Annotated in this window: 24 protein-coding genes; 11 read left to right on the plus strand and 13 right to left on the minus strand. The window is 65.6% G+C overall.

What is annotated here, in order from left to right:
• The first annotated feature begins 80 nt into the window (after positions 1-80).
• From pxpB to ACVINW_RS31130, 4 genes are all read left to right on the plus strand, one after another.
• The gene (gene pxpB / locus ACVINW_RS31115; protein ID WP_456754797.1) at positions 81-812 is read left to right on the plus strand and encodes a 5-oxoprolinase subunit PxpB; all 732 of its coding nucleotides are present in this window, start codon (positions 81-83) and stop codon (positions 810-812) included.
• Positions 809-1843, plus strand: coding sequence for a 5-oxoprolinase subunit C family protein (locus ACVINW_RS31120; protein WP_456754798.1), 1035 nt, complete (start codon positions 809-811; stop codon positions 1841-1843). Before pxpB ends, ACVINW_RS31120 begins: the two co-directional genes overlap by 4 nt.
• An 89-nt stretch (positions 1844-1932) precedes the next feature.
• Positions 1933-2706, plus strand: a complete 774-nt coding sequence (locus tag ACVINW_RS31125; protein WP_456754799.1) for a LamB/YcsF family protein — start codon at positions 1933-1935, stop codon at positions 2704-2706.
• A 149-nt stretch (positions 2707-2855) separates the two neighbouring features.
• Positions 2856-3278 carry a hypothetical protein gene (locus tag ACVINW_RS31130; RefSeq protein WP_456754800.1) on the plus strand — a complete coding sequence of 141 codons (423 nt, stop codon included), beginning with the start codon at positions 2856-2858 and terminating at the stop codon, positions 3276-3278.
• A 74-nt stretch (positions 3279-3352) separates the two neighbouring features.
• Here the strand turns inward: ACVINW_RS31130 and ACVINW_RS31135 are convergent, their stop codons facing one another.
• From ACVINW_RS31135 to ACVINW_RS31145, 3 genes are all read right to left on the minus strand, one after another.
• Positions 3353-3505 (minus strand): hypothetical protein, encoded by a 153-nt coding sequence (locus ACVINW_RS31135; protein ID WP_456754801.1) that lies wholly within the window; start codon positions 3503-3505, stop codon positions 3353-3355.
• A 252-nt stretch (positions 3506-3757) separates the two neighbouring features.
• Positions 3758-4915, minus strand: a complete 1158-nt coding sequence (locus ACVINW_RS31140; protein ID WP_456754802.1) for a CmpA/NrtA family ABC transporter substrate-binding protein — start codon at positions 4913-4915, stop codon at positions 3758-3760.
• Entirely contained in the window at positions 4912-5502 is a 591-nt protein-coding gene (locus tag ACVINW_RS31145) for an ANTAR domain-containing response regulator (protein WP_018271619.1), read from the minus strand. The genes ACVINW_RS31140 and ACVINW_RS31145 overlap by 4 nt, the downstream gene beginning before the upstream one ends.
• A gap of 120 nt (positions 5503-5622) precedes the next feature.
• Here ACVINW_RS31145 and rimO point away from each other — a divergent pair, with 120 nt between their 5' ends.
• Positions 5623-6948, plus strand: a complete 1326-nt coding sequence (gene rimO, locus ACVINW_RS31150; RefSeq protein ID WP_456754803.1) for a 30S ribosomal protein S12 methylthiotransferase RimO — start codon at positions 5623-5625, stop codon at positions 6946-6948.
• A gap of 6 nt (positions 6949-6954) precedes the next feature.
• On the opposite strand, the gene ACVINW_RS31155 is transcribed toward rimO, so the two are convergent.
• Positions 6955-7251 carry a hypothetical protein gene (locus ACVINW_RS31155; protein ID WP_456754804.1) on the minus strand — a complete coding sequence of 99 codons (297 nt, stop codon included), beginning with the start codon at positions 7249-7251 and terminating at the stop codon, positions 6955-6957.
• 318 nt (positions 7252-7569) lie between these two features.
• Here ACVINW_RS31155 and ACVINW_RS31160 point away from each other — a divergent pair, with 318 nt between their 5' ends.
• Complete coding sequence (locus tag ACVINW_RS31160) at positions 7570-8766, plus strand: acetylornithine transaminase (RefSeq protein ID WP_456754805.1); 1197 nt, start codon at positions 7570-7572, stop codon at positions 8764-8766.
• Between the two features lie 101 nt (positions 8767-8867).
• Here the strand turns inward: ACVINW_RS31160 and ACVINW_RS31165 are convergent, their stop codons facing one another.
• The 3 genes from ACVINW_RS31165 to pcsA all read right to left on the minus strand — a co-directional run bounded on the left by ACVINW_RS31165 (position 8868) and on the right by pcsA (position 11470).
• The gene (locus ACVINW_RS31165; RefSeq protein ID WP_456754806.1) at positions 8868-9842 is read right to left on the minus strand and encodes a quinone oxidoreductase family protein; all 975 of its coding nucleotides are present in this window, start codon (positions 9840-9842) and stop codon (positions 8868-8870) included.
• 177 nt (positions 9843-10019) lie between these two features.
• Complete coding sequence (locus tag ACVINW_RS31170; RefSeq protein ID WP_456754807.1) at positions 10020-10745, minus strand: TerC family protein; 726 nt, start codon at positions 10743-10745, stop codon at positions 10020-10022.
• On the minus strand, positions 10742-11470 hold the full coding sequence (pcsA, locus tag ACVINW_RS31175) for a phosphatidylcholine synthase (RefSeq protein WP_456754808.1): 729 nt from the start codon (positions 11468-11470) through the stop codon (positions 10742-10744). Before pcsA ends, ACVINW_RS31170 begins: the two co-directional genes overlap by 4 nt.
• A 134-nt stretch (positions 11471-11604) precedes the next feature.
• Between pcsA and ACVINW_RS31180 the strand changes: the two genes are divergently transcribed.
• Complete coding sequence (locus ACVINW_RS31180) at positions 11605-12789, plus strand: UbiH/UbiF family hydroxylase (RefSeq protein ID WP_456754809.1); 1185 nt, start codon at positions 11605-11607, stop codon at positions 12787-12789.
• 7 nt (positions 12790-12796) lie between these two features.
• Here ACVINW_RS31180 and ACVINW_RS31185 read toward each other — a convergent pair whose 3' ends face one another.
• A complete protein-coding gene (locus ACVINW_RS31185; protein ID WP_456754810.1) occupies positions 12797-13750 on the minus strand; it encodes an AEC family transporter in 954 nt (317 codons plus the stop codon).
• A gap of 121 nt (positions 13751-13871) precedes the next feature.
• Between ACVINW_RS31185 and hspQ the strand changes: the two genes are divergently transcribed.
• Positions 13872-14204, plus strand: coding sequence for a heat shock protein HspQ (gene hspQ / locus ACVINW_RS31190; protein WP_021081543.1), 333 nt, complete (start codon positions 13872-13874; stop codon positions 14202-14204).
• A 44-nt stretch (positions 14205-14248) separates the two neighbouring features.
• Here hspQ and ACVINW_RS31195 read toward each other — a convergent pair whose 3' ends face one another.
• Positions 14249-15523 carry an MFS transporter gene (locus tag ACVINW_RS31195; RefSeq protein ID WP_456754811.1) on the minus strand — a complete coding sequence of 425 codons (1275 nt, stop codon included), beginning with the start codon at positions 15521-15523 and terminating at the stop codon, positions 14249-14251.
• 349 nt (positions 15524-15872) lie between these two features.
• Positions 15873-16712 (minus strand): invasion associated locus B family protein, encoded by an 840-nt coding sequence (locus ACVINW_RS31200; protein ID WP_456754812.1) that lies wholly within the window; start codon positions 16710-16712, stop codon positions 15873-15875.
• A gap of 422 nt (positions 16713-17134) precedes the next feature.
• Between ACVINW_RS31200 and ACVINW_RS31205 the strand changes: the two genes are divergently transcribed.
• From ACVINW_RS31205 to ACVINW_RS31215, 3 genes are all read left to right on the plus strand, one after another.
• On the plus strand, positions 17135-18871 hold the full coding sequence (locus ACVINW_RS31205; RefSeq protein ID WP_456756542.1) for an extracellular solute-binding protein: 1737 nt from the start codon (positions 17135-17137) through the stop codon (positions 18869-18871).
• An 18-nt stretch (positions 18872-18889) separates the two neighbouring features.
• The gene (locus ACVINW_RS31210; protein WP_456754813.1) at positions 18890-20443 is read left to right on the plus strand and encodes an AMP-binding protein; all 1554 of its coding nucleotides are present in this window, start codon (positions 18890-18892) and stop codon (positions 20441-20443) included.
• A 106-nt stretch (positions 20444-20549) separates the two neighbouring features.
• Entirely contained in the window at positions 20550-21776 is a 1227-nt protein-coding gene (locus tag ACVINW_RS31215; protein ID WP_456754814.1) for a GGDEF domain-containing protein, read from the plus strand.
• A gap of 171 nt (positions 21777-21947) precedes the next feature.
• Here ACVINW_RS31215 and ACVINW_RS31220 read toward each other — a convergent pair whose 3' ends face one another.
• The 3 genes from ACVINW_RS31220 to ACVINW_RS31230 all read right to left on the minus strand — a co-directional run bounded on the left by ACVINW_RS31220 (position 21948) and on the right by ACVINW_RS31230 (position 26858).
• Positions 21948-22502, minus strand: a complete 555-nt coding sequence (locus ACVINW_RS31220; RefSeq protein ID WP_456754815.1) for a hypothetical protein — start codon at positions 22500-22502, stop codon at positions 21948-21950.
• A 550-nt stretch (positions 22503-23052) separates the two neighbouring features.
• The gene (gene mfd / locus ACVINW_RS31225) at positions 23053-26571 is read right to left on the minus strand and encodes a transcription-repair coupling factor (RefSeq protein ID WP_456754816.1); all 3519 of its coding nucleotides are present in this window, start codon (positions 26569-26571) and stop codon (positions 23053-23055) included.
• On the minus strand, positions 26568-26858 hold the full coding sequence (locus tag ACVINW_RS31230) for an FAD assembly factor SdhE (protein WP_456754817.1): 291 nt from the start codon (positions 26856-26858) through the stop codon (positions 26568-26570). The genes mfd and ACVINW_RS31230 overlap by 4 nt, the downstream gene beginning before the upstream one ends.
• Between the last annotated feature and the right edge of the window lie 112 nt (positions 26859-26970).

The following is a 26970-nucleotide window of genomic DNA, read 5'->3' on the forward strand; positions in this document are numbered from 1 at the left end:
GCTGCATCATTTTGCACGAAGCGAATTCCGTTTTAGATCGAAACACGCTAGCTTGATGGCGACCGAAGCCTGCTTGTCCCATGGCCGAACCCTTAAGTCCTCCCCGCCTTTTGCCGAGCGGCGACAGCGCCGTCACGGTGGAATTCAGCCGCACCATCGATGATGCCGCCAACCGGCGGGTGCTCGCGCTCGACCGCATGATCTCGGCCGAGCCGATCGCCGGCATCACCGAGACCGTGCCGACCTACCGCTCGCTGCTGGTGCATTACGATCCCGTGCAGATCGGCTTCGATGCGCTCGGCGAGCAACTGCTGGCGCGCGCCGCCAAGGCGCTGCCGAGCGAGACCGGAACGCGGCGCTGGCGCATCCCTGTCACCTATGGCGGCGAGCACGGCATCGACCTCGAGGATGTCGCAAAGACGCTCCAGACCACGCCGGATGACATCGTGGCACGCCACATCGCCGGCGACTATCGCGTCGCCATGATCGGCTTCACGCCCGGCTGGTCCTATCTCAGCGGTCTGGAGACATTCCTGCACATGCCCCGGCGCAAGGACCCGCGGCTCTTGACGCCCGCCGGCACCATCTCGATCGGCGGCATCCAGACCGGCGTGCAGTGCCTGGCCGGCCCGAGCGGCTGGCACCTGCTCGGCCGCACGCCGGTGAGGACCTATCAGTTGCATCGCGATCCGACCTTCCTGCTGGAGCCGGGCGATGCCATCACCTTCACGGCAATCGACGCCAAGACCTTTGCCGAACAGGACCGCGCCGCCGCGGCCGGCGAATTCGTCGCAGAACTGGTGACGCCATGAGCAAGCTCGTCGTCACCTCGATCGGCCCGGCGAGCTCGGTGCAGGATGCGGGTCGCCCGGGCTCGCAGCGCTATGGCCTGGTGCCGAGCGGCGCGATGGACCGGCTTGCGCTGGCCGCGGCCAATATCCTGGTCGGCAATGCGCCGTTCGCTGCCGCGGTCGAGATCGGCCCGTTCGGCGCCAGCTTCACCGCGCGCAACGGCGCCGTGCGCATCGGACTGGCCGGCGCATCGCGCAATGCTGACATTGGCGGCCGGCCTGTTGCGTTCGACAGCTCGGCAACGCTGGCCGACGGCGAGACACTCAATCTCGGCTTCGCGCGCGGCGGCTCGTTCAGCTATCTCGCGATCGAGCACGGCATCGAGGGCGAACCGATGTTCGGCAGCCTTGCGGTCAATGCCCGCGCCGGGCTCGGCAGCCCCTACCAGCGGCCACTGCAAAGCGGCGACGAATTGAAGACACAAGCCGCCAGCGGAGCCGCCGAGCGCCGGATCGAATTGCCGGCCGCGACCGACGCGCCGATCCGCATCGTGTTCGGCCCGCAGGACGACGAGTTCGCCGCGGACAGCAAGAAGCTGTTCACCGACAGCGAGTGGAAGATCTCGGCCACCAGCGACCGCATGGGCTACCGGCTCGAAGGCCCGGCCATCAAGCATCTCAACGGCCACAACATCGTCTCCGACGGCACCGTCAACGGCAGCATTCAGGTCCCCGGTAACGGCCAGCCGATCGTGCTGATGCCGGACCGCGGCACCAGCGGCGGCTATCCGAAGATCGCGACCGTGATCACGGCCGATTTCGGCCGCTTCGCGCAGATCTCCGCCGGCCGCCCGTTCCGCTTCAAAGCAGTGACGATGGCGGAAGCGCAGGCCGAGGCGATCAAGTTCCACGCGCTGCTGCAGTCCCTGCCCGACCGCCTCCGCGGCATCGAGGATTTCGGCCTCAACATCGAAGCGCTAAGAGATGCTAACGTCGCAGGACAGGCGGTCAGTGCCATCGACGCTGCGACGTGGCAGGTCGTCGTCCCGTAGAGCATCATCCGGAAAAGTGCCAAGCGGTTTTCCGACAAGATGATGCTCAAGCAAGTGAGCCAACACCAACAATCATCGGATCTGTCGTCATGACCTCAACCATCGACCTCAATTGCGATCTCGGCGAAAGCTTCGGGCCCTGGGAGATGGGCAACGATGCCGCGATGATCGAGCTTGCGACTTCGGTCAACGTCGCCTGCGGCTTCCATGCCGGCGACGCCGACATCATGAGGAAGACGGTCGAGCTCGCGAAGGCGCGCGGCGTCAGCGTCGGCGCCCATCCCGGTTATCGCGACCTGCACGGCTTTGGCCGCCGCCCGATGCCGGGACTGACGTCCTCGGAAATCGAGAACCTGATCGCCTATCAGATCGGCGCGTTGCAGGCGATCGCGACCGCGGCCGGGCACAAGGTCACCCATGTGAAGGCGCATGGCGCGATTTCGAATGTTGCTTGCGAGGATGACATGACCGCCAGGGCGATCGCCAACGCGATCAAGGCGGTCGATCCCAATCTCATCTTCGTGGTGCTCGCGAATTCGAAATTGGTGCGCGCCGGCGAAGCCGCCAATCTAAGGATGGCGCACGAGGTGTTCGCCGACCGCGCCTATGAGGACGACGGCAATCTGGTGTCGCGCAAGAAGCCGGGCGCCGTGCTACACGATCCCAAGGCGATCGCCGAGCGCGTGGTGCGGATGGTGCAGGATGGCGCGGTCGTCTCGGTCACCGGCAAGGTGATCAAGATGCAGACCGATACCGTCTGCATCCATGGCGACACGCATGGCGCGGTCGAGATCGCGCGCGATCTGCGCGCAGCGCTGAAGCAGGCGGGCATCACGGTCGCGCCGTTCAAGACCGCGCACTGAGCCGCAAACGTATCCATCGGCAAGGGCCGGCCGCGGCGCCGGCCCTTTAGATTCCGTTAAGAGTCTTCTTAAACCCAAACTTGCCGTTTGATTGCTAGTTGCAGCTTCCGAGCCTCTGATTGTCCTCTCAGGAAATTGGGTACGAAAGCATGTTCCGCACCAGCCTCTCCCTCGCCATTGCCGCGGTCGCCACCGCCGCGTTCGCCAGCGCGGCCTCCGCCGGCTGCTACAGCTGCTATACGCCGCCGCCCCAGCCCTGCACGACCTGCTATCAGGTGCAGACGGTGCCGCCGCAATATCGCACGGTGCAGGAAACCGTGATGGTCGCGCCGGGCCGCGTCGTCGCGCATCGCACGCCGGCGCAATATCGTACCGTGATGGTGCCGCAGACCGTGATGGTCGCGCCCGAAGGCGTCGCCTATGAGCGCATCGCGCCGCAATACGCCACCCAGGAGCGCACCGAGATGGTCTCGCCGGGCTATTCCTACTACGCGCCGGTTCAGCAGACCTGCAATACCTGCGGCGGTGGTTACGGCTACAGCTACGGCTACGGTCGCGGCTACGGCTACTGAGCCGTCAGCATCCAGCTAACACAAAGCCGCCGCCTGAGGACATCAGACGGCGGCTTTGCAGTTTCCTCAGGGCCTCAGAACGGGTGGACGGACAGCGTGCCGAACACGATGGCCGCGATCACCGCAAAGGCGCTGTACAGCGCCGCGGTGTGAACGCCGGTCCCGGACTTCCTTGAAATGTGTCGCGCGTAAAGGTGCAGGCGGGCTTCCGCCGATAGTTCGCGCATGGTCGATCTCCAACGCCCCATTCTCGGGCATATGGAATATCGTTCGCGCCGCAATTCAAGCGGGTGACAAAAATAGCGATGCCACCGCCTTCGGGAACGCGGTTCCGAGAGGAATATTCCTTCTCGAGAGCGGGCCCGAGAATCCTATTCGTTGCAATCCAAGGCGTCCGGAACCCGCGCCGGCCCCGCAACAACCAAAACTCGTGAAACAACCCCATGCAAAGGAGCCGAAGGTAAGCCACTACGCCGCGTTCAGGGCTTCCAGCGTCCGATCTTGAAGGCAGCCAGATGGCCCGGGACGTCGGCCGGATCGAACGGTGGACCGGCGAACGCGCCGATGGCGCTGGAGGCGCCTGCCGGGCGCCCTGACGCGGCGTCGTAGAGGTCGGGCCTGAACACGGCCATCGCAGCCTTCAGCGCCTCCGGCCGGTACGGCGTCTGGCCCCAGCGGACCATCTGGGCATAGAGCCAGGCCGCCTGCGCCGGGTCCGGCCGCGCCGCGGCCTCGCGCCCGACCAGCAGATAGCGGCTGCTCTCGCGCATGGTGCCGTCGGGCGAGATCTTCAGCCGGCCATCGAGCGTGCGCTGGATGACGCTGGCATCGACGCCGATCCGCTCGGGTGAGCTGAGGATGCGTGCCACCTCGCCCCGGTTCTCGGGCTGCTCGATGAACTCCGCGGCGCGCAGATGCGCGCGCACCAGCGACGCGACGATGTCGGGATGCTTCTCCGACCAGCCCTGGCGCACCGCGAGCACCTTCTCCACCGCGCTGAGCAGGATATCCGAGACGAAATGCAGGATGTGGCCGATGCCGAGATCGACCGCGATCGAATTCCACGGCGCGCCGACGCAGAACGCGTCGACGTGGCCGTTGGCGAGGCTGTCCGCCATGTAGGGCGGCGGCAGCACCACGAGCTGGACGTCCTCATCGGGATCGACGCCGCCGGCGGCCATCCAGAACCGCAGCTGGTAATTGTGGGTCGAGAACGGAAACGTCATGCCGAAGGTCAGCGGCTCCGCCCCGCTCTTGCGCCGCTTTGCCACCACGCGGGCCAGCGCCTGCGAGGTCGCCATCGGGTCGAAGCGATCGCCGTCGAGCTCCTCCATCAGCGCCGCGTGCAGGGCTGGCGACACCGTGATGGCGTTGCCGTTGAGCCCGAGATTGAAGGGCGCCGTGATCGGCACCTTGACGTGGCCGAGCCCGAGGCTCGAGGCGATCGCCACTGGTGCCAGCAGATGGGCGGCGTCGAACAGGCCGATATTGAGCTTGTCGCGGACATTCGACCACGACACTTCCCGCACCAGGGTGACGTCGAGGCCCTCGTCGGCGGCGAAGCCCTTGTCGACGGCGGTGATCAGGGCGGCAGCGTCCACCAGCGGGATGAACCCGATGCGCAGGGGTGTGGTCATTTCAAGAGCTCCGACGCCGTCAGGATCGATTGCGCGATCTCGCCGATCTTCTTCTTCTCGCGCATCGCGGTCGAGCGCATCAGCACATAGGCCTCCTCTTCGGTCAGCCCCTTCACCTTCATCAGGATGCCCTTGGCGCGATCGATCACCTTGCGCTCCTCCAGCGCATGCTTGGTGCGGTCGAGCTCGTCCTGCAATTTGGAAAAGGCATTGAAGCGCGACACGCAGAGATCGAGGATCGGCTTCATCCGTTCCTTCTTGAGCCCGTCGACGATGTAGGCCGAGACGCCCGCCTCCACCGACGCCTGGATCGAGGCGGCGTCGCTCTGATCGACGAACATCGCGATCGGCCGGCGGACCGCGCGGCTGACCTGGAACATCTGCTCCAGCACGTCGCGGCTGGGGTTCTCGAGGTCGATGACGATGATCTCGGGGTCAAGCGCATAGATCCGCGACAGCAGGCTCTGCATCTCGCTGATATGGACCACGTCCGTATAGCCGGCCTCCCGCAGTCCCTCCTCCAGGATGGCCGCGCGGATCGGGCTCTCGTCGACTATGACGATCTTGGGAGACGATTCTGCGCTCATCGACAACTCTTAAAGCCCGGCGAGAAGCATCCATATCACGCCGGAAGCCCGCGGAAAGGGTTGTAATTCTCGGCAATTGGGACTAGCTCCTGCCCATCAATCAGGCAGATTTGGGACGATATGCAAGAGGCCGCCGCGCCGAAAGTGAGCTTCGTGTCCTTGGGGTGCCCCAAGGCGCTGGTCGATTCCGAGCGGATCATCACCCGGCTGCGCGCGGAGGGCTACGAGCTGGCGCGCAAGCACGATGGCGCCGACATCGTGATCGTCAACACCTGCGGCTTCCTCGACAGCGCCAAGCAGGAATCGCTCGCTGCGATCGGCGAGGCCATGGCCGAGAACGGCAAGGTCATCGTCACCGGCTGCATGGGCGCCGAGCCGGAGCAGATCGAGAGCGCCTATCCCGGCGTGCTCTCGATCACGGGCCCGCAGCAATATGAGAGCGTGCTGGATGCCGTGCATCGCGCGCTGCCGCCGGCGCACAACCCGCATGTCGATCTGGTGCCGCCGCAGGGCGTCAAGCTGACGCCGCGGCACTACGCCTATTTGAAGATTTCCGAAGGCTGCAACAATCGCTGCAGCTTCTGCATCATCCCGAAGCTGCGCGGCGACCTGGTGTCGCGGCCGGCCAATGACGTGCTGCGCGAGGCCGAGAGGCTGGTGAAGGCTGGCGTCAAGGAATTGCTCGTGATCTCGCAGGACACTTCGGCCTATGGCGTCGACCTGAAATATGCCGAGAGCCCGTGGCAGGATCGCAGCGTGCGCGCCAAGTTCTTCGACCTCGCCAAGGAGCTCGGCGAACTCGGCGCTTGGGTGCGGCTGCAATATGTCTACCCCTACCCGCATGTCGACGAGGTCATCGGCCTGATGACCGAGGGCAAGGTGCTGCCCTATCTCGACATCCCGTTCCAGCATGCGAGCCCCGACGTGCTGCGCGCGATGAAGCGCCCGGCCGCGCAGGAGAAGACGCTGGCGCGGATCCAGAAATGGCGCGAGCAGTGCCCCGAGTTGACGCTGCGCTCGACCTTCATCGTCGGCTTCCCCGGCGAGACCGATGCCGATTTCGCCTATCTGCTCGACTGGCTCGATGAAGCCGGGATCGACCGCCTCGGCTGCTTCAAATACGAGCCGGTCGCCGGCGCCACCTCGAACGCGATTGGCAATGCCGTGCCCGACGAGGTCAAGCAGGAACGCTGGAATGCGCTGATGGCCCGGCAGCAGAAGATTTCGGCGCGACGGCTGAAGCGCAAGGTCGGCACCCGCCAGCAGGTGATCATCGACGAAGTCGGCCCGACGGTCGCCAAAGGCCGCTCAAAGGCCGATGCGCCCGAGATCGACGGCGCCGTCTACCTCACCAGCCGCCGCCCCCTCAAAGTCGGCGAGATCGTCACCGCCAGGATCGAGCGCTCCGACCAATACGACCTGCACGGCAGCGTCGCTGGTTTCTGACGTCGCCTAATGGGGCGCCGGTGGAGCGGCGAGCGCCGGGTCCAACGTGCGGAGCACGCGATGGATACGCACCGAGCTACCGATGCCTGCACTGCGCACATAGGCATCGATGACCTCCTCGCTGTCGACCACCACGAGTCCAAACAACTTGCGGTCGTCAGTTGCATAGGTGCAGATCCAATGCATCTTGCCCTGCGTCGCAACGATGGCATCCAACGCAATGCGCGCATGACGCGCCGCCTGCGCGTCGTCGGTCACGTCGAAATTGGCCGGAAGATCTCGTTCGATCAGCAGCTTGATCACGGCGCCACCTCCAAGATTGCTCCAAGATTGCCTCGTCGCAGCTTAACTCGCTCCGCGAGCCGGTTGCGTGCGATATCACCTCCCGCTTGACGCCGCCGCCCCTTCGGCTGTATGGCCCTGCGCCATGAAGCTGAACCGGACCCACCGCCGCGCCATCTGCCGTCGTCGCTCCCGCGACGATGCTGGGCTGCGCCGTGTCCGACGCCATCGCTGATTAGCTGACATCAGCCAGGGTTTTCGAGAAGGCCGCGCCCCCAAAGCGCGGCCTTCTCGCTTTTCGGCCTGCCCCTTCCCCACACGACCCCAGAGGAGATCGACATGACCAACGCTACCCAACCGTTCGACGCGCTGATGGACATCACCGCCCGCCCCGAGGTCGTGTTCGTACGCGGCGCCGGCTCGTATCTGTGGGACAACAACCGCAACCGTTATCTCGATTTTGTGCAGGGTTGGGCCGTCAACGCGCTCGGCCATTCGCCGCCGGCCATCGCCGACGCGCTGGCCGCGCAGGCCCGGCGGCTGCTAACCCCGAGCCCGGCGTTCTACAACGAGCCGAGCCTGAAGCTGGCAAAGGCGCTGGTCGAGAACAGCTGCTTCGACCAGGTGTTCTTCGCCAATTCCGGCGCCGAGGCCAATGAGGGCGCGATCAAGCTCGCGCGCAAATTCGGCGCCAAGTACAAGGGTGGCGCGCACGAGATCATCACCTTTGAGGGCGGCTTCCACGGCCGCACGCTCGCGACCATGTCGGCCTCGGGCAAGAAGGCGTTCGAGCCGCTGTTCGAACCGAAGGTCTCAGGCTTCCGGAAAGCGCGGCTGAACGACATCGAGTCGGTGCGCAAGCTGATCTCTGCGTCGACGGTCGCGGTGATGCTGGAGCCGATCCAGGGCGAAGCCGGGGTCTGGCCTGCGACGGGCGAATTCCTCAGGGAGTTGCGGGCGCTGACCCAGCAGCGCGGCCTGCTCCTGATCGTCGACGAGATCCAGACCGGCATGGGCCGAACCGGAAAGCTGTTCGGCTATGAGCATGCCGGGATCGCACCCGACATCATGACGCTCGGCAAGGGCATCGGCGGCGGCGTGCCGCTGGCGGCGCTGCTCGCGACCGAGCATGCCTCGTGCTTCGACCACGGCGATCAGGGCGGCACCTTCAACGGCAACCCGCTGATGTGCGCCGCCGGCCTCGCCGTGCTCGATCAGATCGGCAAACCCGATTTCCTGAAATCGGTTGCCGATGCCGGCTTGCTGCTGGAGCGCGAATTGCAGCGGCTGTCGGCGCGGCATGGGCTAGGCGAGATCAGGGGCCGCGGCCTGTTGGTCGCGCTCGATCTCAAGATGCCGATCGGCGCGGCCGTGGTTGCCGAAGCATTTGCGGCCGGCGTGCTGATCAACTCGCCACAGCCGGACGCGCTGCGCTTCATGCCGGCGCTCAATGTGACGCGGGAAGAGATTTCCGCTGTCATCGATTGCCTGGACATCGTGCTGACGAAGGTCGGTGCGGCCAGGCGGGTGGCGTAGCAACCACTGTCATTGCGACCGAAGCGAAGCAATCCATCCCTCCGCGCATGCGGGACAACGGATTGCTTCGTCGCTTCGCTCCTCGCAATGACGGCAGAAACTTACGGCCTGAGAATCGCCGCGCCGGTGGTCGCCCGGCTCTCCAGATCGGTATGCGCCTTGGCCGCATCCTTCAGCGCATAGGCGTGGTTGATCGGCACGTGCAGCTTGCCGTTGATGACGGCGGCGAACAACGTGTCCGCGCCTTCGAGCAGTTCCTTGCGGGTGCCGACATAATCGTTGAGCTTGGGCCGCGTCGCGAACAGCGAGCCGTGGTTGTTGAGCTCGGCGAGCGGGAACGGCGGCACCGGGCCCGACGCGTTGCCGAACGAGACGAACAAGCCGCGTGGCCGCAGGCACGACAAGGATCCCGGGAAGGTGGTCTTGCCGACGCCGTCATAGACGACGTCGCAGAGCTCGCCGCGGCTGATCTGCTTGACGCGTTCGACGAAGTTCTCCTCGTTGTAGAGGATGACGTGGTCGCAGCCATTCGCGAGCGCGAGATCGGCCTTGGCCTTCGAGCCGACGGTGCCGATGACATGCGCGCCGAGCGCGTGGGCCCACTGGCAGGCCAGCAGTCCGATGCCGCCCGCCGCCGCGTGGATCAGCACGCGATGGCCATGCTCCACCTTGAAGGTCTTGTGCAGGAGGTACCAGACCGTCAGCCCCTTGAGCATCAGCACGGCGCCCTGCTCATAGGTGATGTGGTCGGGCAGTTTTACCAGTTTGTCTGCCGGGATGACCCGCTCGGACGCGTAGCCGCCGAGGTTGTAATAGTAGGCGACGCGATCGCCTGGGTGGAAATTGGTCACGCCGGGGCCGACGGCCAAAACGTCGCCTGCGGCCTCGTTGCCGGCGATGAACGGTAGGCCGGGCGCCTTGTAGAGGCCGGTACGGAAATAGACGTCGATGAAGTTCAGCCCGACCGCATGCTGGCGGATCCGGACCTCGCCGTTCCCCGGCGGGCCGACCTCGACGTCCTCATAAGTCAGGACTTCCGGGCCCCCCACCTTGTGCACGCGCACAGCCTTGGTCATGTCGTCGCTCCCCTCAGATATCGGCGCCAGGCAAGCGAATGCCAACGGCGCTGGCTTGTCAACCAAGCCGCGTGGACCAAGCCGCCTGGAACTTGGCCACTAGATGCATGATCTCCGCGCAAACGCGTTCCGCGTTTGTCGCGAGGGAAAACCGCGTCGCACTTTTCCGGATCATGCCTAGCCTGCCGCCTTCTTGCGGTTGCGCCTGGCCAGCACGTTGAATGCCTCGACCGCGGCCGAGAACGCGATTGCGAAATAGATGTAGCCGCGCGGAATGTGGAATTTGAAGCCGTCGGCCACCAGCGCCACGCCGATCAGCACCAGAAAGGCCAGCGCCAGCATCTTGGTGGTCGGATGCTCCGCGACAAACCGCGCCACCGGTCCGGACGAGATGTACATGATGGCGCAGGCGATCACGACCGCCGCGATCATGATCTCGATGTCCTGCGCCATGCCGATCGCGGTGATGATCGAGTCCAGCGAGAACACCAGGTCGATGACGATGATCTGCACGATCACCCAGAAGAACGCGTTCGGGCTCGGCTTGTCGGTCGCCTCGACGTCACGCGCCTCGACCTCGGCGTGGATCTCGTGGGTCGCCTTGGCGATCAGGAACAGGCCGCCGCCGATCAGGATGATGTCGCGCCAGGACAGCGCGACGCTCACGAAAGCGATCACCGGCTGCGTCAGCCCGATCAGCCAGACCAGCACGCTGAGCAGGATGATGCGGAATACCAGCGCCAGCAGCAGGCCGATCTGCCGCGCGCGATCGGCCTGCGGTTGCGGAATCCGCGAGACGAGCACCGACAGGAAGATGACGTTGTCGATGCCGAGCACGATCTCGAGCGCAGTCAGAGTCAGCAGCGCAGCCCAGGCTTCCGGGCTGGTGATCAATTGCATCATGCTCTGAAGGCTTTCATCCGGCGAATCACGGTATCGCTGCCGACGATGTAGACGGCAATGGCACAGAGACCGAAGGTGATCGAGGGGCCGACGACGAAATCGTTGGCAAGCGTGTACATGCCGAGCAGCGCCCAGGCGGCGAGCAGCCACAGCGTCAGCCAGCGCAGCCGCACCACGCGCAACGGATGCAGCACGTGGAACGGCGCGAAGGTCAGCACGATCAGCAGCGCGACCACGACGGTCGACAGCACCGGCGGCAGATGCAGCAGGAACAGATAGAACGCCGCCGCATTCCACAGTGCCGGAAAACCGCGGAAATGATTGTCGTCGGATTTCATGCGGCGGTCGGCGAAATACAGCGCGCTGGACACCACGATGCCGATGCCGAGGATCGGCGCGGCCAGCGGCAGCAGCATGCCGCTCGCGGTGATCGCATAGGCCGGCACGAACACATAGGTGACGAAATCAACCACCAGGTCGAGCACCTCGCCCGACCAGTTCGGCTGCAACCGCACCACGTCGAGCCGGCGCGCCAGCGGGCCGTCGATCCCGTCGATGATCAGCGCAACCCCGAGCCAGCCGAACATGTTGGCCCAGTGCTCCCGCACGGCTTCCAGCATGGCCAGCAGCGCGACGCCGGCGCCGAGCGCCGTGAAAATGTGAACGGAGAATGCGGCGGTCCGCATCCGTTCTGGCAACGCATCGGGCTGGCTCGAGTGCTCCATCGGCCGAAGTGCTATCAGGAATCGGCCGGCTTTGCATATGCGCTGTTGCGGCGTTCCGCCGCGCAAAGCGTTGGAAACTCTTGGTGGTTAGCAATGGCTTGAAAATCGGGCCAAGCATGTCAAATGTCCCTGGTATGACCGACAGCTCGCAGTATTATGACGTTATCGTAATAGGCGGCGGTCCGGCCGGTTTGACGGCCGCGATTGCTCTCTCCGACGCCGGCGCGCGGACCGCGCTGTTGGCGCGCCGCGCTCCCTACGCCGACAACCGGACCACCGCACTGCTCGGCGGCTCGACCGAGATCCTGGAACGGCTCGACGTCTGGCGGCGGTGCAGCGACAGAGCGGCGGCGCTCAAGACCATGCGTCTGGTCGACGACACCGGCCGCCTGATCCGCGCGCCGGAGGTGCGGTTCTCCTCCGAGGAGATCGGGCGCGAGCAGTTCGGCTTCAACATCGACAACCGGTCGCTGGTCGCAGCGCTCGAGGAGCGCTCCGGCGAAATGGCCGCGCTGACCCGGTTCGACGACGAGGCGGCCTCGGTGCAGCCGGGCGATGCCGCAGTCACGGTGGCGACGCGGCAGGGCCAGTCGCTCACCGCCCGGCTGGCGGTCGGCGCCGATGGCCGCAATTCATTGTCGCGCGAGGCCGCCGGCATCGAGGTGACGAGCCGCGCGCTCGGGCAGTCCGCCCTCACCTTCAACATCACGCACACGCGGCCGCACCACAACATCTCGACCGAATTTCACACCGGGCACGGCCCTTGCGTGTTCGTGCCGCTCGCCGGCAACAGAAGCAGCGTGGTCTGGGTCTCCTCGCCGAAGGAAGCCGAGCGCCTGAAGGCGCTCAGCGACGACGAATTGTCCGTCGCGGCCGAACGCCAGTCGCACTCGATCCTCGGGCGCGTCGAGGTCGAGGGCGGCCGTCACGTGTTTCCGCTCGCGATCGAGCGGCCGCGGCAATTTGCAAAAGACCGGATCGCGCTGGTCGGGGAATCCGCCCACGTGCTGCCGCCGATCGGCGCGCAGGGCCTCAACATGGGGCTGCGCGACGCTGCCGACATTGCCGAGATCACGGGCCAGGCGATCGGCCGCGGCGAGGATCCCGGCGCGCCGAACGTGCTGTCACGCTACCAGGCGGCGCGGCGTCCGGACGTTGCCAGCCGGACCTGGGCGATCGATCTCGCCAACCGGTCGCTGCTGAGCGACTTCCTCGGCGTGCAGACGGCGCGTGCCGCCGGCCTGCATCTGCTCGGCGCATTCGGCCCGCTGCGGCGGCTCGCGATGCGCGAGGGCCTCGCGCCGTCCTGGCGGCGGTAAACCTTCCTCAAGGAAACACCAGCCGGCCGCTCTGGATGAACCACATCACGCTGGTCAGCGTGACCACCGAGGCGAAGGTGCCGATCAGCACCGCGACCGAGGCCGGCTCGATCCAGGTATCGTTCTGCCGCGCGATCACGAACACGTTGAGCGCCGGCGGCAGCGAGGCCATCAGCACCGCGGTCGCCGCCCAGGGCTGCGCGAACGGGCCGAACAGCAGCATCAGGCCGAACGCGAGCAGCGGATGGATCAGCAGCTTGATCGCGACCACGCCCGGCACCTCCCACGGCACCCGCTCGAACGGCCGCAGCGCCACCGTGACGCCGAGCGCGAACAGCGCCATCGGCGCGGCCGCGTTTTGCAGGAACTGGATGGTGCGGTCGAGCGCGACTGGAATTGGGACATGAAACGCGGCGACCAGCGCGCCGAACACCGCCGACATGATCAGCGGGTTCTGCACGATCTGCTTGAGCACCACGCCGAGCGCGTGCAGTAGCGAGGGATGGTCGCGGTCGGTGAGCTCGATCAGGAGCGGCACGATCGAGAACAGGAAGATGCTGTCGCAGCAGAAGATCAGCGCGGTCGGCGCCGCCGCCTTGGCGCCGAGCACAGCAAGCGCAAGGCCCGGCCCCATATAGCCGATATTGCCGTAGGCGCCGGACAGGCCGGCCAGCGTCGCCTCGCGCAGCGAGAGGCCCCCGATCAGCTTGCCCGCGACCATCGCCAGGAAGAACGCGATCACGGTGCCGAGCGTGGTGGCGATCAGGAATGGCGGGTTGTTCAGCTCCGCAAACGGGGTCTTGGACATGATCCCGAACAGCAGCGCCGGCAACGAAACGTAAAGCAGGAAGAAATTCATCCAGGCGAGCCCGCTCTCGGGCAAACCCTTGGCTTTTCCGCACGCGTAACCGATGAAGATCAAGCCGAAATACGGCAGCGCCAGATTGAGGATATCGATCATTCTGAAAGTAGTTTCTCGGCGGGTTTTCGGGTGGTTTTTGCAGGGCTGGAATCGGTAAACCGATGGTTAATTCGAAGCTTAGCCCCTAGCATCGGCCACAATGTTGGTCTATCGACGAACCATGATCAAAGCGCGCACCGCCAAATTCCAGATCGGGCAGATCGTCCGTCACCGGGTGTTCTCCTTCCGGGGCGTGATTTTTGATATCGACCCGGAGTTCAACAACACCGAGGAATGGTGGCTGTCGATCCCCGAGGACATGCGGCCGCACAAGGACCAGCCGTTCTATCACCTGCTCGCGGAAAACTCGGAGACCGAGTACGTCGCCTATGTCTCTGAGCAGAACCTGCTGCCCGACGAGTCCGGCGAGCCGATCCGGCATTCGCAGGTGGCGGAGATCTTCATCAAGGACAAGTCGGGCGGCTACCGTCCGCGCAATCCCTCGCTGAACTGACACGCCCCCGGGCGTGCGAATGCTGCGGCATTCGCCCGGCACGTTCACACGCCCTCACGTTTGGCGAGCGCCACCGCGATCGCCCAGACCACAAAGCCCGCCAGCGCGAGGCCCGCGCCGACAAGGCCGGTCGACGTCCAGCCATAGCCTGCCGCAACCGCCATGCCGCCGAGCCACGGGCCCAGTGCATTGGCGACGTTGAAGGCGGAATGGTTGAGCGCAGCAGCAAGGCTCTGCGCCTCGCCCGCGACATCCATCAGCCGGGTCTGCAACACCGTGGCGAGCGCCCCGCCGAGCCCGATCAGGAACACGTCGGCGCTCAGCGTCCAGACATTGCCGGCCGCCAGCGGATACAGCGCCAGCGTCGCCGCCGACCACAGCAACAGCCCGCCCGCGGTTGCCATCAGCGCGCGGTCGGCGAAGCGCGGCACGATGATGTTGCCGGCGGTGAGGCCGGCGCCGAACACGCACAGCGTGACCGGCACCAAAGCGGGCGATGTGTGAGTCACCGCCAGCATGGTCGACGCCAGATAGGTGTAAACCGAGAACAGCCCGCCGAAGCCGATCGCGCCGATCCCAAGCGTCAGCCAGACATGCTTGCGCCCGAGCGCCGACAATTCGCGCAGCGGGCTTGCATTGGTGTTGGCGGCATCGCGCGGGGCGAAGATCAGCACCAGGATGGCGGTCAGGAGCGCGAGGCCGGCCACGATCGCGAACGCCCAGCGCCAGCCGATCACCTGCCCCACCCCATTGGCCAGCGGGACACCGATCGTGGTCGCGATCGTGAGGCCGAGAATCACGCGGCCGACCGCTGCCGTGCGCTTGTCCATCGGCACCAGCGAGGCCGCGACCAGCATGGCGATGCCGAAATAGGCGCCGTGCGGCAGCCCGGCGAGGAAGCGCAGCACCAGCATCGTATGATAGTCCGGCGCGAGGCCGGAGAGACCGTTCATCAGCGCGAAGAAGCCCATCAGCGCGATCAAGAGATTGCGCCGCGTCATCCGTGCCGACAGCACGGCGATGACAGGCGCGCCGACCACGACGCCGAGCGCGTAGGCGCTGATCGCGTGGCCCGCCTGGGGTTCGCTGACGTTGAGGTCATGGGCGAAGAACGGCAGCAGGCTCATGGTCGCGAATTCGGCGATGCCGATCGCGAACCCGCCCATCGCCAGCGCAAGATGGACGATGCCGGGATGAAAGCTGCCTGGAACGTTGTCCTGGTTGACGCGGATACCAGCATCGACCGCAGCAGCGGCGACCGGCGGCTCTGTGGGCCGGGACACCGGTTCCCGACGCTGCGTGCTGACTTGCTGGGACATTGCGCGACTTCCATGACTGCGAATGGCGGCCAGCGGTCACGAACAACCACGCGCGTCTGCGCATCGAAGGCGCTTGTCCCGCGCTTTCGTCTGGCCTCCCGTATCGGATTTGTGATTGTGCTGCGACGCCGGATTTGTCCGGACAAGACATCGACGATCCGCGCTCACGGCGCGACGCAACCGCGATGCCCTTCAACCAACATCGCACACGATGCGCACGATCACCAGCGCAGCAGGCTGCCATCAGCCAGTCGGTATCGCATGACAAAAAGGCGCCCTTGCGGGCGCCTTTCGATAGCGACGATCTCGCGCTTTCTTGAACGCGTGATCGAAGTTCCTACTTGCCGTTTTACTTGGCCGCCGGATTGGCCGGAGCCGCTGGCGCGGCGCCGCCGCCCGCGCCTTCCAGCTTCTTGCGCTGCTCTTCGGCGCGCTTCTGCAACTCTTCCTGCAGCTTCTTCGAGTTTTCCTCGAACACCTTCGGATCGGTCGGCGGGCCGTCATAGGCCTTGGCGAATTCGGTGTTGAGCGGCAGCGGCAGGGTCAGCGGCGCGCCGTTCGAATTGATCGCCTGGACCACGAGGTTCTGGCCCTTCTTCATGTTGGCGATCAGCTCGGGGGTTGCTTCATAGTCGGACATGCAGCCGTTCTGGAAGCAGATCACGTAGGGCGCCTGCTGCGGCGGATTGTTGTCGACGATGATGCGGGTGCCGTGCACGAGTTGCATGCCGAGCGGCAGCGTGACGCGCAGGATCTTCTTCGGCTCGCCTTCCGGTTCGATGATCACGGCGGCGATCACCGGCTGGCCCGACTCGATGCGGCCGTCCTTGCCGGTGAAGCAAACCTGCTTGGCGTTGGCTTCCTGGCCCTTCAGGCAGAACTTGGTCCAGGGGGCGTAAATGAGCTGGATCTGCTGATCCTGGGGCGGCTGCTGGCCGGCGGCCGCTGCGGGCGCCTGACCCGCGGCCGGTGCCGGGGCTGCGGGCGCCTGGGCTGCCGGAGCCGGCGCCTTCGGAGCTGCCTTCGGTGCCGCCTTGGGCGCTGCCTTCGGTGCCGCGGGCGCCGGCGCTGCCGGCTGCTGGGCCTGAGCGGCAGGAACCAGGAGCGCTGCAGAGAATGCCGTCGCCGCCATCAGGGCAACAATGCGCCCATGCGGCCGGACCGGGGCGGCCAAGATACGGAAATTCATTGCGGAAAACCCTTTCTGAACGGCAGCGCCCGAAACCGCTGCAGGCGCCGACACATAGCCGCGAAACACAGCTGCTCGCGCGGCTGTCTCCTAGTCAATTGAGGCGGATACGTGACTGGCGTTCCCGCCTATCCAATTGCACGCCTTCAATACAGCGGCGCGCGGAAAGATCAATGCCGACAAGCGTATTTGCGCCCATGTGACGACGGGTTTCAGCGCCCTGTGATAAACCTTTCGGCGTGACGTTTCGCGAATCAAATCCCGCACCTCACACACCTGTTCCCGGGCGCGTTGTCCGGCGCGGCTTGACGTTCGGCTTGGCATTCGGCTTGGCATTCGGCTTGGCGTTTGTTCCGGCACTCGTCCTGGGTCTGCTGAGCTGGCTCGGCCCCGCGGCGGCGGCCGAGAGCTATGCCCTCGCGATGCATGGCGCGCCCGCGCTGCCGGCCGACTTCACCCACCTGCCCTATGCCGATCCGGATGCGCCCAAGGGCGGCCGCCTGGTGCTGAGCCCCCGGGAGGGCACGTTCGACAGCCTCAATCCCCTGATCGTCAGGGGTCTCGCCGTGCAGCAGCTCAGGGGCTACGCCTATGAGCGCGGCTATGTCTACGAAAGCCTGATGGCGCGGAACAATGACGAGCCGTTCACGCTGTACGGCCTGCTCGCCCGCAGCGTCGAGACCGACGACGCCAGAAGCTATGTGACATTCCATATCGATCCCCGCGCGCGCTTCTCCGACGGGCACGCGGTCACGGCCGACGACGTGGTGTTCTCGCTCGAACTGCTGCGCGATCACGGCCGTCCGCTGCATCACCAGTATTATTCGAAAGTCGCAAAGACCGAAGTGCTCGACCCGCTGACGGTGCGGTTCGATTTCGGCGGCGTCGCGGACCGCGAATTACCGCTGATTCTTGGCCTGATGCCGATCCTGCCGCGCCATGCCACCGACGTCGCCAAATTCGAGGAGACCACGTTGGCGCCGCCGATCGGCTCCGGTCCCTACCGCGTTGCGGAGGTCAAGCCCGGCGCCAGCGTGAGCTTCACCCGCAATCCCGATTACTGGGGGCGCGATCTGCCGGTGAACCGAGGCCTGTGGAATTTCGACGAGATCAGGCTCGATTACTACCGCGACGCCAACGGCCAGTTCGAGGCGTTCAAGCGCGGCCTGTACGACTTCAGGACCGAGCCCGAGCCGCTGCGCTGGCACGAGGGCTATGACTTCCCGGCGATCAAGAGCGGCGACGTGATCCGCGATCCCGTCAAGATCGGCACGCCGGCACCATCAGAATATCTGGTGTTCAACACCAGGCGGCCGAAATTTGCCGACATCAGGGTCCGCCAGGCGCTGCTGATGCTGTTCGATTTCGAATGGATCAACCGCAACTACTATTTCGAACTGTATTCGCGCGCCGGCGGCTATTTCGCCGGTTCGGAATTATCCGCCTATGGCCGCCCCGCCGACGAGCGCGAGCGCGAGCTGCTCAAGCCGTACCTCGCGCACATCGCCCCCGACATCCTCGAGGGCCGCTACCACCTTCCCGTCACCGACGGCTCGGGGCGCGACCGCAGCGTGCTGCGCGATGCGCTCAAGCTCCTAGCGGACGCCGGCTATGCGCTCGACGGCACGGTGTTGAAGCAGCGATCGACCGGGACGCCGCTGCGCTTCGAGATCATGGTCACGACCCGCGAGCATGAGCGGATCGCGCTGGCCTATCAGCGCGACCTGAAGCGGGCCGGCATCGACGCCGCGGTACGCGTGGTCGACGCGGTGCAGTTCGAGCAGCGCCGCGTCGCCTATGACTACGACATGGTCCCGATCCGCTGGGACCAGTCGCTGTCGCCCGGCAACGAGCAGTGGTTCTACTGGGGCAGCCAGGCCGCCGACGTTCCGGGCACCCGGAATTACATGGGCGCCAAGGATCCGGCGATCGATGCCATGATCGCGGCACTGCTGGCGGCGCGGGAGCAGCCCGCCTTCGTCTCGGCGGTGCGTGCGCTGGACCGGGCCTTGATGTCGGGCTGCTACGCTATCCCCCTATTTAACGCGGGAGAGCAATGGAACGCGCGCTGGAATCGGATAGAACGGCCTTCGACCAATGCGCTGACGGGCTACCTGCCGGAGACCTGGTGGCAGAAACCCGGCGCGCAATCCCGATGATCGACCAGGCGACGCGGCATGACCCGGTCCGATCGAAGCGATGCAACCGACGTTGAACCTGTGAACCAGTCGATCACCTCGCCAACGCTCGATACGCTGTTCAAGCGCACCTTGGCGCGGCAACCCGATGCGCTGGCGCTTGTCGATCCGCTCAACAAGCAGCGTGTCACCGGCCAGACCCGCAAGCGCCTGACCTATGCCCAGGCCGACCGTGCGATCTCGGCGATCGCGGCCCACTTCGTCGAGAACGGATTGCCGGCCAATACGGTGATCGCCGTTCAGCTGCCGAGCACGATCGAGTTCGCATTGACGGTCCTGGCCGCCCATCGCGTCGGTCTGGTGGTGGTGCCGCTGCCGCTGCTGTGGCGGCAGGCCGAGCTGACGTCGGTGCTCAACCGCACCGCGGCGCGGGCGATCGTCACCTGCGGCAAGATCGACGGCGTCTCCTATGCCGACATCGCGATGAACGCCGCGGCCGAGGCGTTCTCGATCCGTCACGTCTGTGGCTTCGGCACTGACCTGCCCGAAGGCATGGCCTCGCTTGACGAGGCGATCCTGCGGGACTCCAGGACCTCGCGCCCGATGATCCAGGACGGCCGCAAGCCGGCGCTGATCTCCTTCGACGTCACCAGTGACGGCTTTCGTCCGGTGCCGCGGGCGCATTTCGGCCTGATCGCCGGCGGGCTCGCGATGTCGCTGGAGAGCGATCTGGCGCAGGGCGCGACCATCATGGCGGCGTTGGCGCCGATGTCGTTTGCCGGCATCTGCTCGACGCTCGTGACCTGGCTGCTGTCGGGCGGCACGCTCGTCATGCATCATCCGTTCGACGAGGACGCGTTCGAGACCCAGTTCAACGACCACGCCTGCGACACGCTGATCGCGCCGGCGCAACTCGCGCTGCGGCTCGACGAGCGCGGCCTGTCGGAGCACCTGCCAAGCCTGCGCAACGTGATCGGCCTCTGGCGCACGCCGGAGCAGGTTGCCTCCAGCGCGCACTGGACCTCGCGGCGGGTGAGCATGACCGACGTCTACCTGTTCGGCGAGGCCGGGCTGTTCGGCGCCCGCCGCAACGCCGAGGACGGCGCGCCGGCCGCGATCAAGCCGGGTCCGCACAGCGCGCCGCGTGAAGCGCCCGGCGCATCGATCGCCGGCGAGATCCTGCTGACGCCGAAGGGCACGCTCGGCCTGCGCGGCCCGATGGTGCCGGTCGCGGCCTACGCGCCGCCGCCTCCGCCGGCCGACACCCTGATCGCGCAGCCGCCGCGCGATTACGTCGACACCGAATATGCCGCGCGGGTCGATCGCGTGACCGGCGCCATCAACATCACCGCACCGCCGTCGGGGGTGATGACCGTCGGCGGCTACCGTTTCCATGCCCAGGAGCTGCAGGAATGGTCGCGCCGCCTCGGCCAGGGCGCGCTGCTGACGGCATTGCCGGACCGACTCAGCGGCCACCGGCTGGCCGGACGCGCCCAGGACAATGCGCGGGCCCGCGACGCCCTCACAGAACTTGGGCTTAACCCATTGATGGTCGAGGCTTTTCGCGACCGCAACGGCGCCGGAATGAGTTAAAATCTTATCATTGCGTTAGTCTTAGCATTGTGTTGACGCCGCATTAAGCCATGCCCACTAGCATCGCAGCCGTTGCTGTTCCTGAGCATTGGTTTCGAGCGTTCGAATGTCTCAACAAGGTCCGGTCCTCATCGTATCGGCGTCGGCAAAGCCGCCGTTCGCCGCCGCCCTCGATGAGACGAAGCTGTTCCCGGTCGTGGTCACCGACTGGAACGAGGTCGGACGGGCCATCGAGCAGGTCAAACCGGCGGCGATCATCGCGGCTGCCGAGGGCGTCGACTTCGTCACGCTGACCGGGCTGGCCAAGCGCGCTGCCGCCCGCGCGCCCTATCTGCCGCTGATCGCGATCGATCCGGCGACCACCCTGCCCGACACCGTGATCGCGTTCTTTCAGAAGAAGGGACTGCCGGACCGCCTGGTCGCCCGGCTCAACGCGTCCTTACGGGTTCGCGCGCTGCATGCGACCGTGATGCGCCGCCTGGTGCCGCCGGCCCCGATCGCGATGTCCGATATCGATCCCATCGGCGAAGCCACTGCGCTGTTGATCGGCCGCGGTGGCGCCTACCCGACGCTGTCGGTCGCGCTCGGCGAACGCGCCGGCGTGGTCGGTGCGCTCAGCATCGAGGCCGCCGCCAAGCATCTCAGTAGCCGCGACATCGACGGCATCGTACTGGCCGAAGGCTTCACGCCGCGCGTGATGGATGCGTTCCTGACCGTGCTGACCGAGGACGTCCGCTTCCGCCCGTTGCCGGTGATCGTCGCCTCGGGCGAGCTGACGCCGCGCTACGAATTGCCCAATCTCGAGATCGTCACGGCCGGTCCGACCCGCGTCGCCGACATGGCGCTGCCGATGATCCGCCAGCATGCCTTCGAGGCGCGGCTCGGCCGCATGCTCAAGGCGATCGACGCCAAGGGCCTGCTCGATCCGCGCACCGGCCTGCTCACCAAGGCCGCCTTCGAGCGCGACTTCGCAACCGCCGTCTACCAGACCTCCGAGCGCGGCGGCGCGCTCTCGGTGGCCCGCTTCACCTTCGACACCACGCAGCCGCGCGCGCAATTCGACGGCGCGCGGATCATCAGCCGGCTGATGCGCCAGGCCGACTTCGGCGCGGTATATGACGACCGGTCGCTCGTCGTGGCCTTCGCCGGCACCGACCAGCGCAACGCCCAGGCGATCACGCGGCGCCTGGCCAGCGTGATGCGCCACACCCAGAACGGCCGCCGCGACATCAGGGCCGAGCCCGCCGTCAGCGTCGCAACGCTGATGCCGGGTGATTCCGCCCAGTCGCTGCTGGGACGCTTGTTCGGGACACCGGAGCGCGCGGCGTCGTAGCGTTGCGACCACAAATTACCCGCATCGTCATTTCGAGCGAAGCGAAGCAATCCATCTCTCTGCGCCCGCGGAACGATAGATTGCTTCGTCGCTATCGCTCCTCGCAATGACGTGGAGATAGCTGTCTCACATCAGGGACCTCAGGAAGAGGAAGCCGGACGGCAGGGCTCACTAGCTCGCTCGGCGCCCTTGCGTGACATGAATCCACATCTCGAAAAACTCATGCTTCGAAAGCCGCTTAAGATGGTCAAAATGTTCGATCATGCCGCTCTCCATGAGCACTTTGCGGGCTTGCTCCGACAGGATTTGGGGATTGGCAATCTGGAGCCAATACTGAAAGGCTAACAACTCGGCGGCGATCTTTTCACCGCACAGCTCCACGCCGTGGACCGCATAGAAAATCAGGATTTGAGTTAAGCCCGGCGTGAAGGCGAAAGAATCGTCAGGGTCTCGGTCAGCGTGCTTGAAGAAATTGGCCGGTTCCTTGAAATAGCGGATGAATTTGCTTCTCTCCCCCGGCTTGATACTTTTGGAATCGAATAGCAAATCCTCTCGGTCGGGATTGCGAGCCTTGCTAACGGCGTGGATGACTTCGTAAGCCGCAAACGCGAGGGCGTGAGTTGAGACGGGATCGATATCGTAAAACCACATCCTGATAGCGGTCTGTAGCTGTCTCTGGGCAGCATCGATCTTGTTGATTTGAAGCGTTCGATGGTCGTCAGTCATGGCGGAAGAGAAGTCCTAGGTTGCAATGTTCCGAGACGCGGCCCGCGAAGCAGAGGCCACCGATCCCGAAGACGCATTCAACGCAACACTGAAGAACCTTGGCCAAAGCTCAACGCGGCCAGAAGATGCCGCCATCGGCGGATGACGGCGAAACCGATATTTCCCGTCGTCAAAAGCCAAAGTCGAGTTGATCAGGCGATGACCGTAGGCTCATCCGGTGCCACGATGCGCGATGTGAACTGCACACGCGTTCGTAGCGCCCTTCACGCCAACGCCCATACGAACTGACAAACACGTCCTTTGGACCTTCGCCATGTCTGATCATGGCCAAGTCCTTTCTGTTGCGCGGGACATACTGCCCGCAGGCTCACTCCCTCGGCTTACGCGGGAGCGCGCTGTGGCAACCTCCAGCCCTGCCAGGCCGGATCACAGAAGGGTGCCGATGGCGGCAAACCCTAGTTGACCCTGAGACGAGTGTTCTAGGGGGCACTTAGACTTGTTGAGTCGACCTTCGCTGACAAGGCCGTGTCTATGAAATCCACAATTGCCCTCACGCCGCCTTCTTGCTTTCCGCGAGATTGGCGAGCTGGCGCAGGATCTCCGTGGTGCCGGCGAGCCGCTCTTCCGGAGTGTCCCACTCCTGGAAGAACACCACCTTCATGTCGGGCCGCACCTTGGCGGCCTGGCCGTGCTGGCGGATGAACGTCACCAGCCGCTCCGGATGCGCAAAGCTGTTGTCGCGGAATGCGATCACGGCGCCCTTCGGGCCGGCGTCGACCTTGCCGACATTGGCCCGGCGGCAATAGGCCTTGATCGCGGCGACCTTGAACAGATAACGGACTTCGTCGGGCAGCACGCCGAAGCGGTCGCGCATCTCGGCGGCGAAGGCGTCGATGTCCTCATCGGTGTCGAGATCGGCGAGCCGGCGATACAGCGACAGCCGCACGCTGAGGTCGTTGACATAGTCCTCGGGGATCAGCACCGGCATGCCGATCGTGATCTGCGGCGACCAGCGGTCGGCAGCGGGCTCGGCGACGCCGGCCTTGAGGTTGACGATCGCCTCCTCGAGCATCGACTGGTACAGCTCGAAGCCGACTTCCTTGATGTGGCCGGACTGCTCTTCGCCGAGTAGATTGCCGGCGCCGCGGATGTCGAGGTCGTGCGAGGCGAGCTGGAAGCCGGCGCCGAGCGTCTCCAGCGATTGCAGTACTTTCAACCGCCGCTCCGCCTGCGCCGTGATCTTCTGCTGCGCCGGCAGCGTGAACAGCGCATAGGCGCGCAGCTTGGAGCGGCCGACGCGGCCGCGCAGCTGATAGAGCTGAGCGAGGCCGAACATGTCGGCGCGGTGCACGATCAGCGTGTTGGCGTTCGGGATGTCGAGGCCGGACTCGACGATCGTGGTCGACAGCAGGATGTCGTATTTGCCGTCGTAGAACGCGGACATGATGTCCTCGATCACGGTCGGCGGCATCTGGCCGTGGGCAACCGCGACCTTCATCTCCGGCACGTTCTTGTCGAGGAAGTCCTTGACGCCGGCGAGGTCCTCGATCCGCGGCACGACGTAGAACGCCTGCCCGCCGCGGTAGCGCTCGCGCAGCAGCGCTTCGCGGATCATCAGCGGATCGTGCGGCGCGACGAAGGTGCGCACCGCGAGGCGATCGACCGGCGGCGAGGCGATGATCGAAAGTTCGCGGACGCCGGTCAGCGCCAGCTGCAGCGTGCGCGGGATCGGGGTCGCCGATAGCGTCAGCACGTGGACCTGGGCGCGGAGCTGCTTCAGCCGCTCCTTGTGGCTGACGCCAAAGTGCTGCTCCTCGTCGACGATCAAGAGGCCGAGGTCCTTGAACTTGATCGCCTTGCCGAGCAGCGCGTGGGTGCCGACGACGATGTCGACGCTGCCATCGGCGAGTCCCTTTTTGACCTGGTTCAACTCCTTGGTCGAGACCAGCCGCGAGGCCTGCGCGACATTGACCGGGAAGCCTTTGAAGCGCTCGGTGAAGGTCCGCGAATGCTGCCGCGCCAGCAGCGTGGTCGGCACCACGACCGCAACCTGTCGGCCTTCGAGCGCCACGGCGAACGCCGCGCGCAGCGCCACCTCGGTCTTGCCGAAGCCGACGTCGCCGCAGATCAGCCGGTCCATCGGACGGCCGATCTCGAGATCCTTCAAGGTCGAATTGATCGCCCCGAGCTGGTCCTCGGTCTCGTCATAAGGGAAGCGCGCGCAGAACTCGTCATAGACGTGCGGCTGCAGCGGGAATTTCGGCGCCTCGTGCAGCTGCCGCTCGGCGGCGATCTTGATCAGCTCGCCCGCGATCTCGCGGATGCGGTTCTTGAGCTTGGCCTTGCGCGCTTGCCAGCCGCCGCCACCCAGACGATCGAGCTCGACATTGGCGCTGTCGGAGCCGTAGCGCGACAGCAGCTCGATGTTCTCGACCGGCAGGAACAGTTTTGTCTCCGCCGCATAGTGCAGCTCGAGGCAGTCATGCGGCGCACCGGAGACTTCCAGCGTCTGCAGGCCCACGAAACGGCCGATACCGTGCTCGACATGCACGACGAGATCGCCGGTCGCCAGGCTCGTCACCTCCGAGATGAAATTGTCGAGCTTGCGGCTCGCCTTGCGCGGCCGCACCAGGCGGTCGCCGAGAATGTCCTGCTCGCTGATGACGGCGTATTCGTCGGTCTCGAAACCGGATTCCATGCCGAGCACGGCCAGCATGGTCTCGTTGCGCGGCGTCGCCTGGACGATCCGCCAGGTGTTGACGCTCGTGATGTTGAGCAGCTTGTGGTCGCGCAGCATCGCGCCCATGCGGTCGCGCGAGCCCTCGCTCCACAGCGCGACGACGACCTTCTTGCGTTGCGATTGCAGCGCGCCGATGTGGCCGACCACGGACTCGAACACGTTGATGTTGCTGTCGGCGCGCTCCGGCGCGAAATTGCGGCCCTGCCGCGCGCCGGCATCGAACACATCGGGCGAGCCCTCGGGCACCGCGAACGGCGTCAGCCGCGCCAGCGGCGCCTCGCCGAGAAGCCTGCTCCATTCGGCCTCGGTCAGATAGAGCTTGTCCGGCGGCAACGGCTTGTAGATCGCGCCGCTGCCGGGATGCTCCAGCGCCTCGCGCCGCGCGTCGTAGTAATCCGCAATCTGCGTGAACCGTTCGCGCGCGGCGTCCTCGCCCTGCGGCTCGATCGCAATCGTCGCGCCGTCGAGATAGTCGAACAGTGTGTCCATCCGCTCCTGGAACAGCGGCAGCCAGTGCTCCATGCCGGGATGGCGCCGTCCCTCCGAGACCGCCTCATAGAGCTGGTCGTCGCGCTCGGGCGCGCCGAAGGCCGCGACATAGCCCATGCGGAAGCGGCGGATGGTCTCGGTCGTCAGCTGGAACTCCGAGACCGGCACCAGATCGAGGCCGCGCATGTCCAGATGCGTGCGCTGGGTCTCGGAATCGAAGGTGCGGATCGATTCCAGCGAGTCGCCGAAGAAGTCGAAGCGCACCGGCTGCTCGAGGCCGGCCGGAAACAGATCGAGGATACCGCCGCGGACGGCGTATTCGCCGGGCTCGCGCACCGTGGACGATCGGGTGTAGCCATTGTGCTCGAGCCATGCGACGACCGAGTCCATCGGCACCACATTGCCGGGCGCAACCGACAGCGCCTGCGCGGCAACCTGGTCGCGCGCCGGCACGCGCTGCACGGCGGCGTTCACAGTCGTGAGCACGATCAGCGGCTTGTCACTGCCGACCAGCCGCGACAGCTTGGCCAGCGCAGTCAGGCGCTGCGCCAGGATGCCGGAATGCGGCGAGACGCGGTCATAGGGCTGGCAGTCCCAGGCCGGAACCTGCATCACGGCGATGTCGGGCGCGAAGAACTCCAGCGCGCGGGCGAGCTGCTGCATCCGCGCGCCATCGCGGCATACCACGGCAAGGCTGACCGCCGACCGCTTCGGCTGCGCGGCGATGGCACGCGCCAGGTCGGAGATCACGAGCCCCTCGGCGCCCTCGGCGACGTTGGCGATGGTCAGCACCCGGCCGGGCGCGAGCATCGCGGCCGGTGATTTCATCGGCTGCTTCATGCGCTGGGATCCGCGATCCGGAACGCCTTGATGCGGGCAAACAGCGCGGTGGCGTATTCTGAAGGCAGCAGCTTGTCACCGGTCAGCGCGGCATAGAGGTCGGGATCCGGCACCTCGATCAGATGCTCGAGCTCGCCGAGTTCCTGATCGGACAGGCCGGCGATCTCGGCATCGGCAAACCGGCCGAGGATCAGGTCCATTTCCCGGGTGCCGCGGTGCCAGCAGCGAAACAAAAGCCGCTTGCGGCGGTCATCGAGCCCGTGGCTCGATCGTGTCGATCCCGTCATGTCCCAAATCCATTCGAACGCCAAAAGCCCGGACGTGCCGGGCGGGCTTGATATAGCGACGGCGGTGCCCGATGTCAGCCCTCATTCGCCGTCTTTTGGGCTTCCTTGCGCG

It is taken from the genome of Bradyrhizobium sp. USDA 4461, assembly GCF_054055655.1.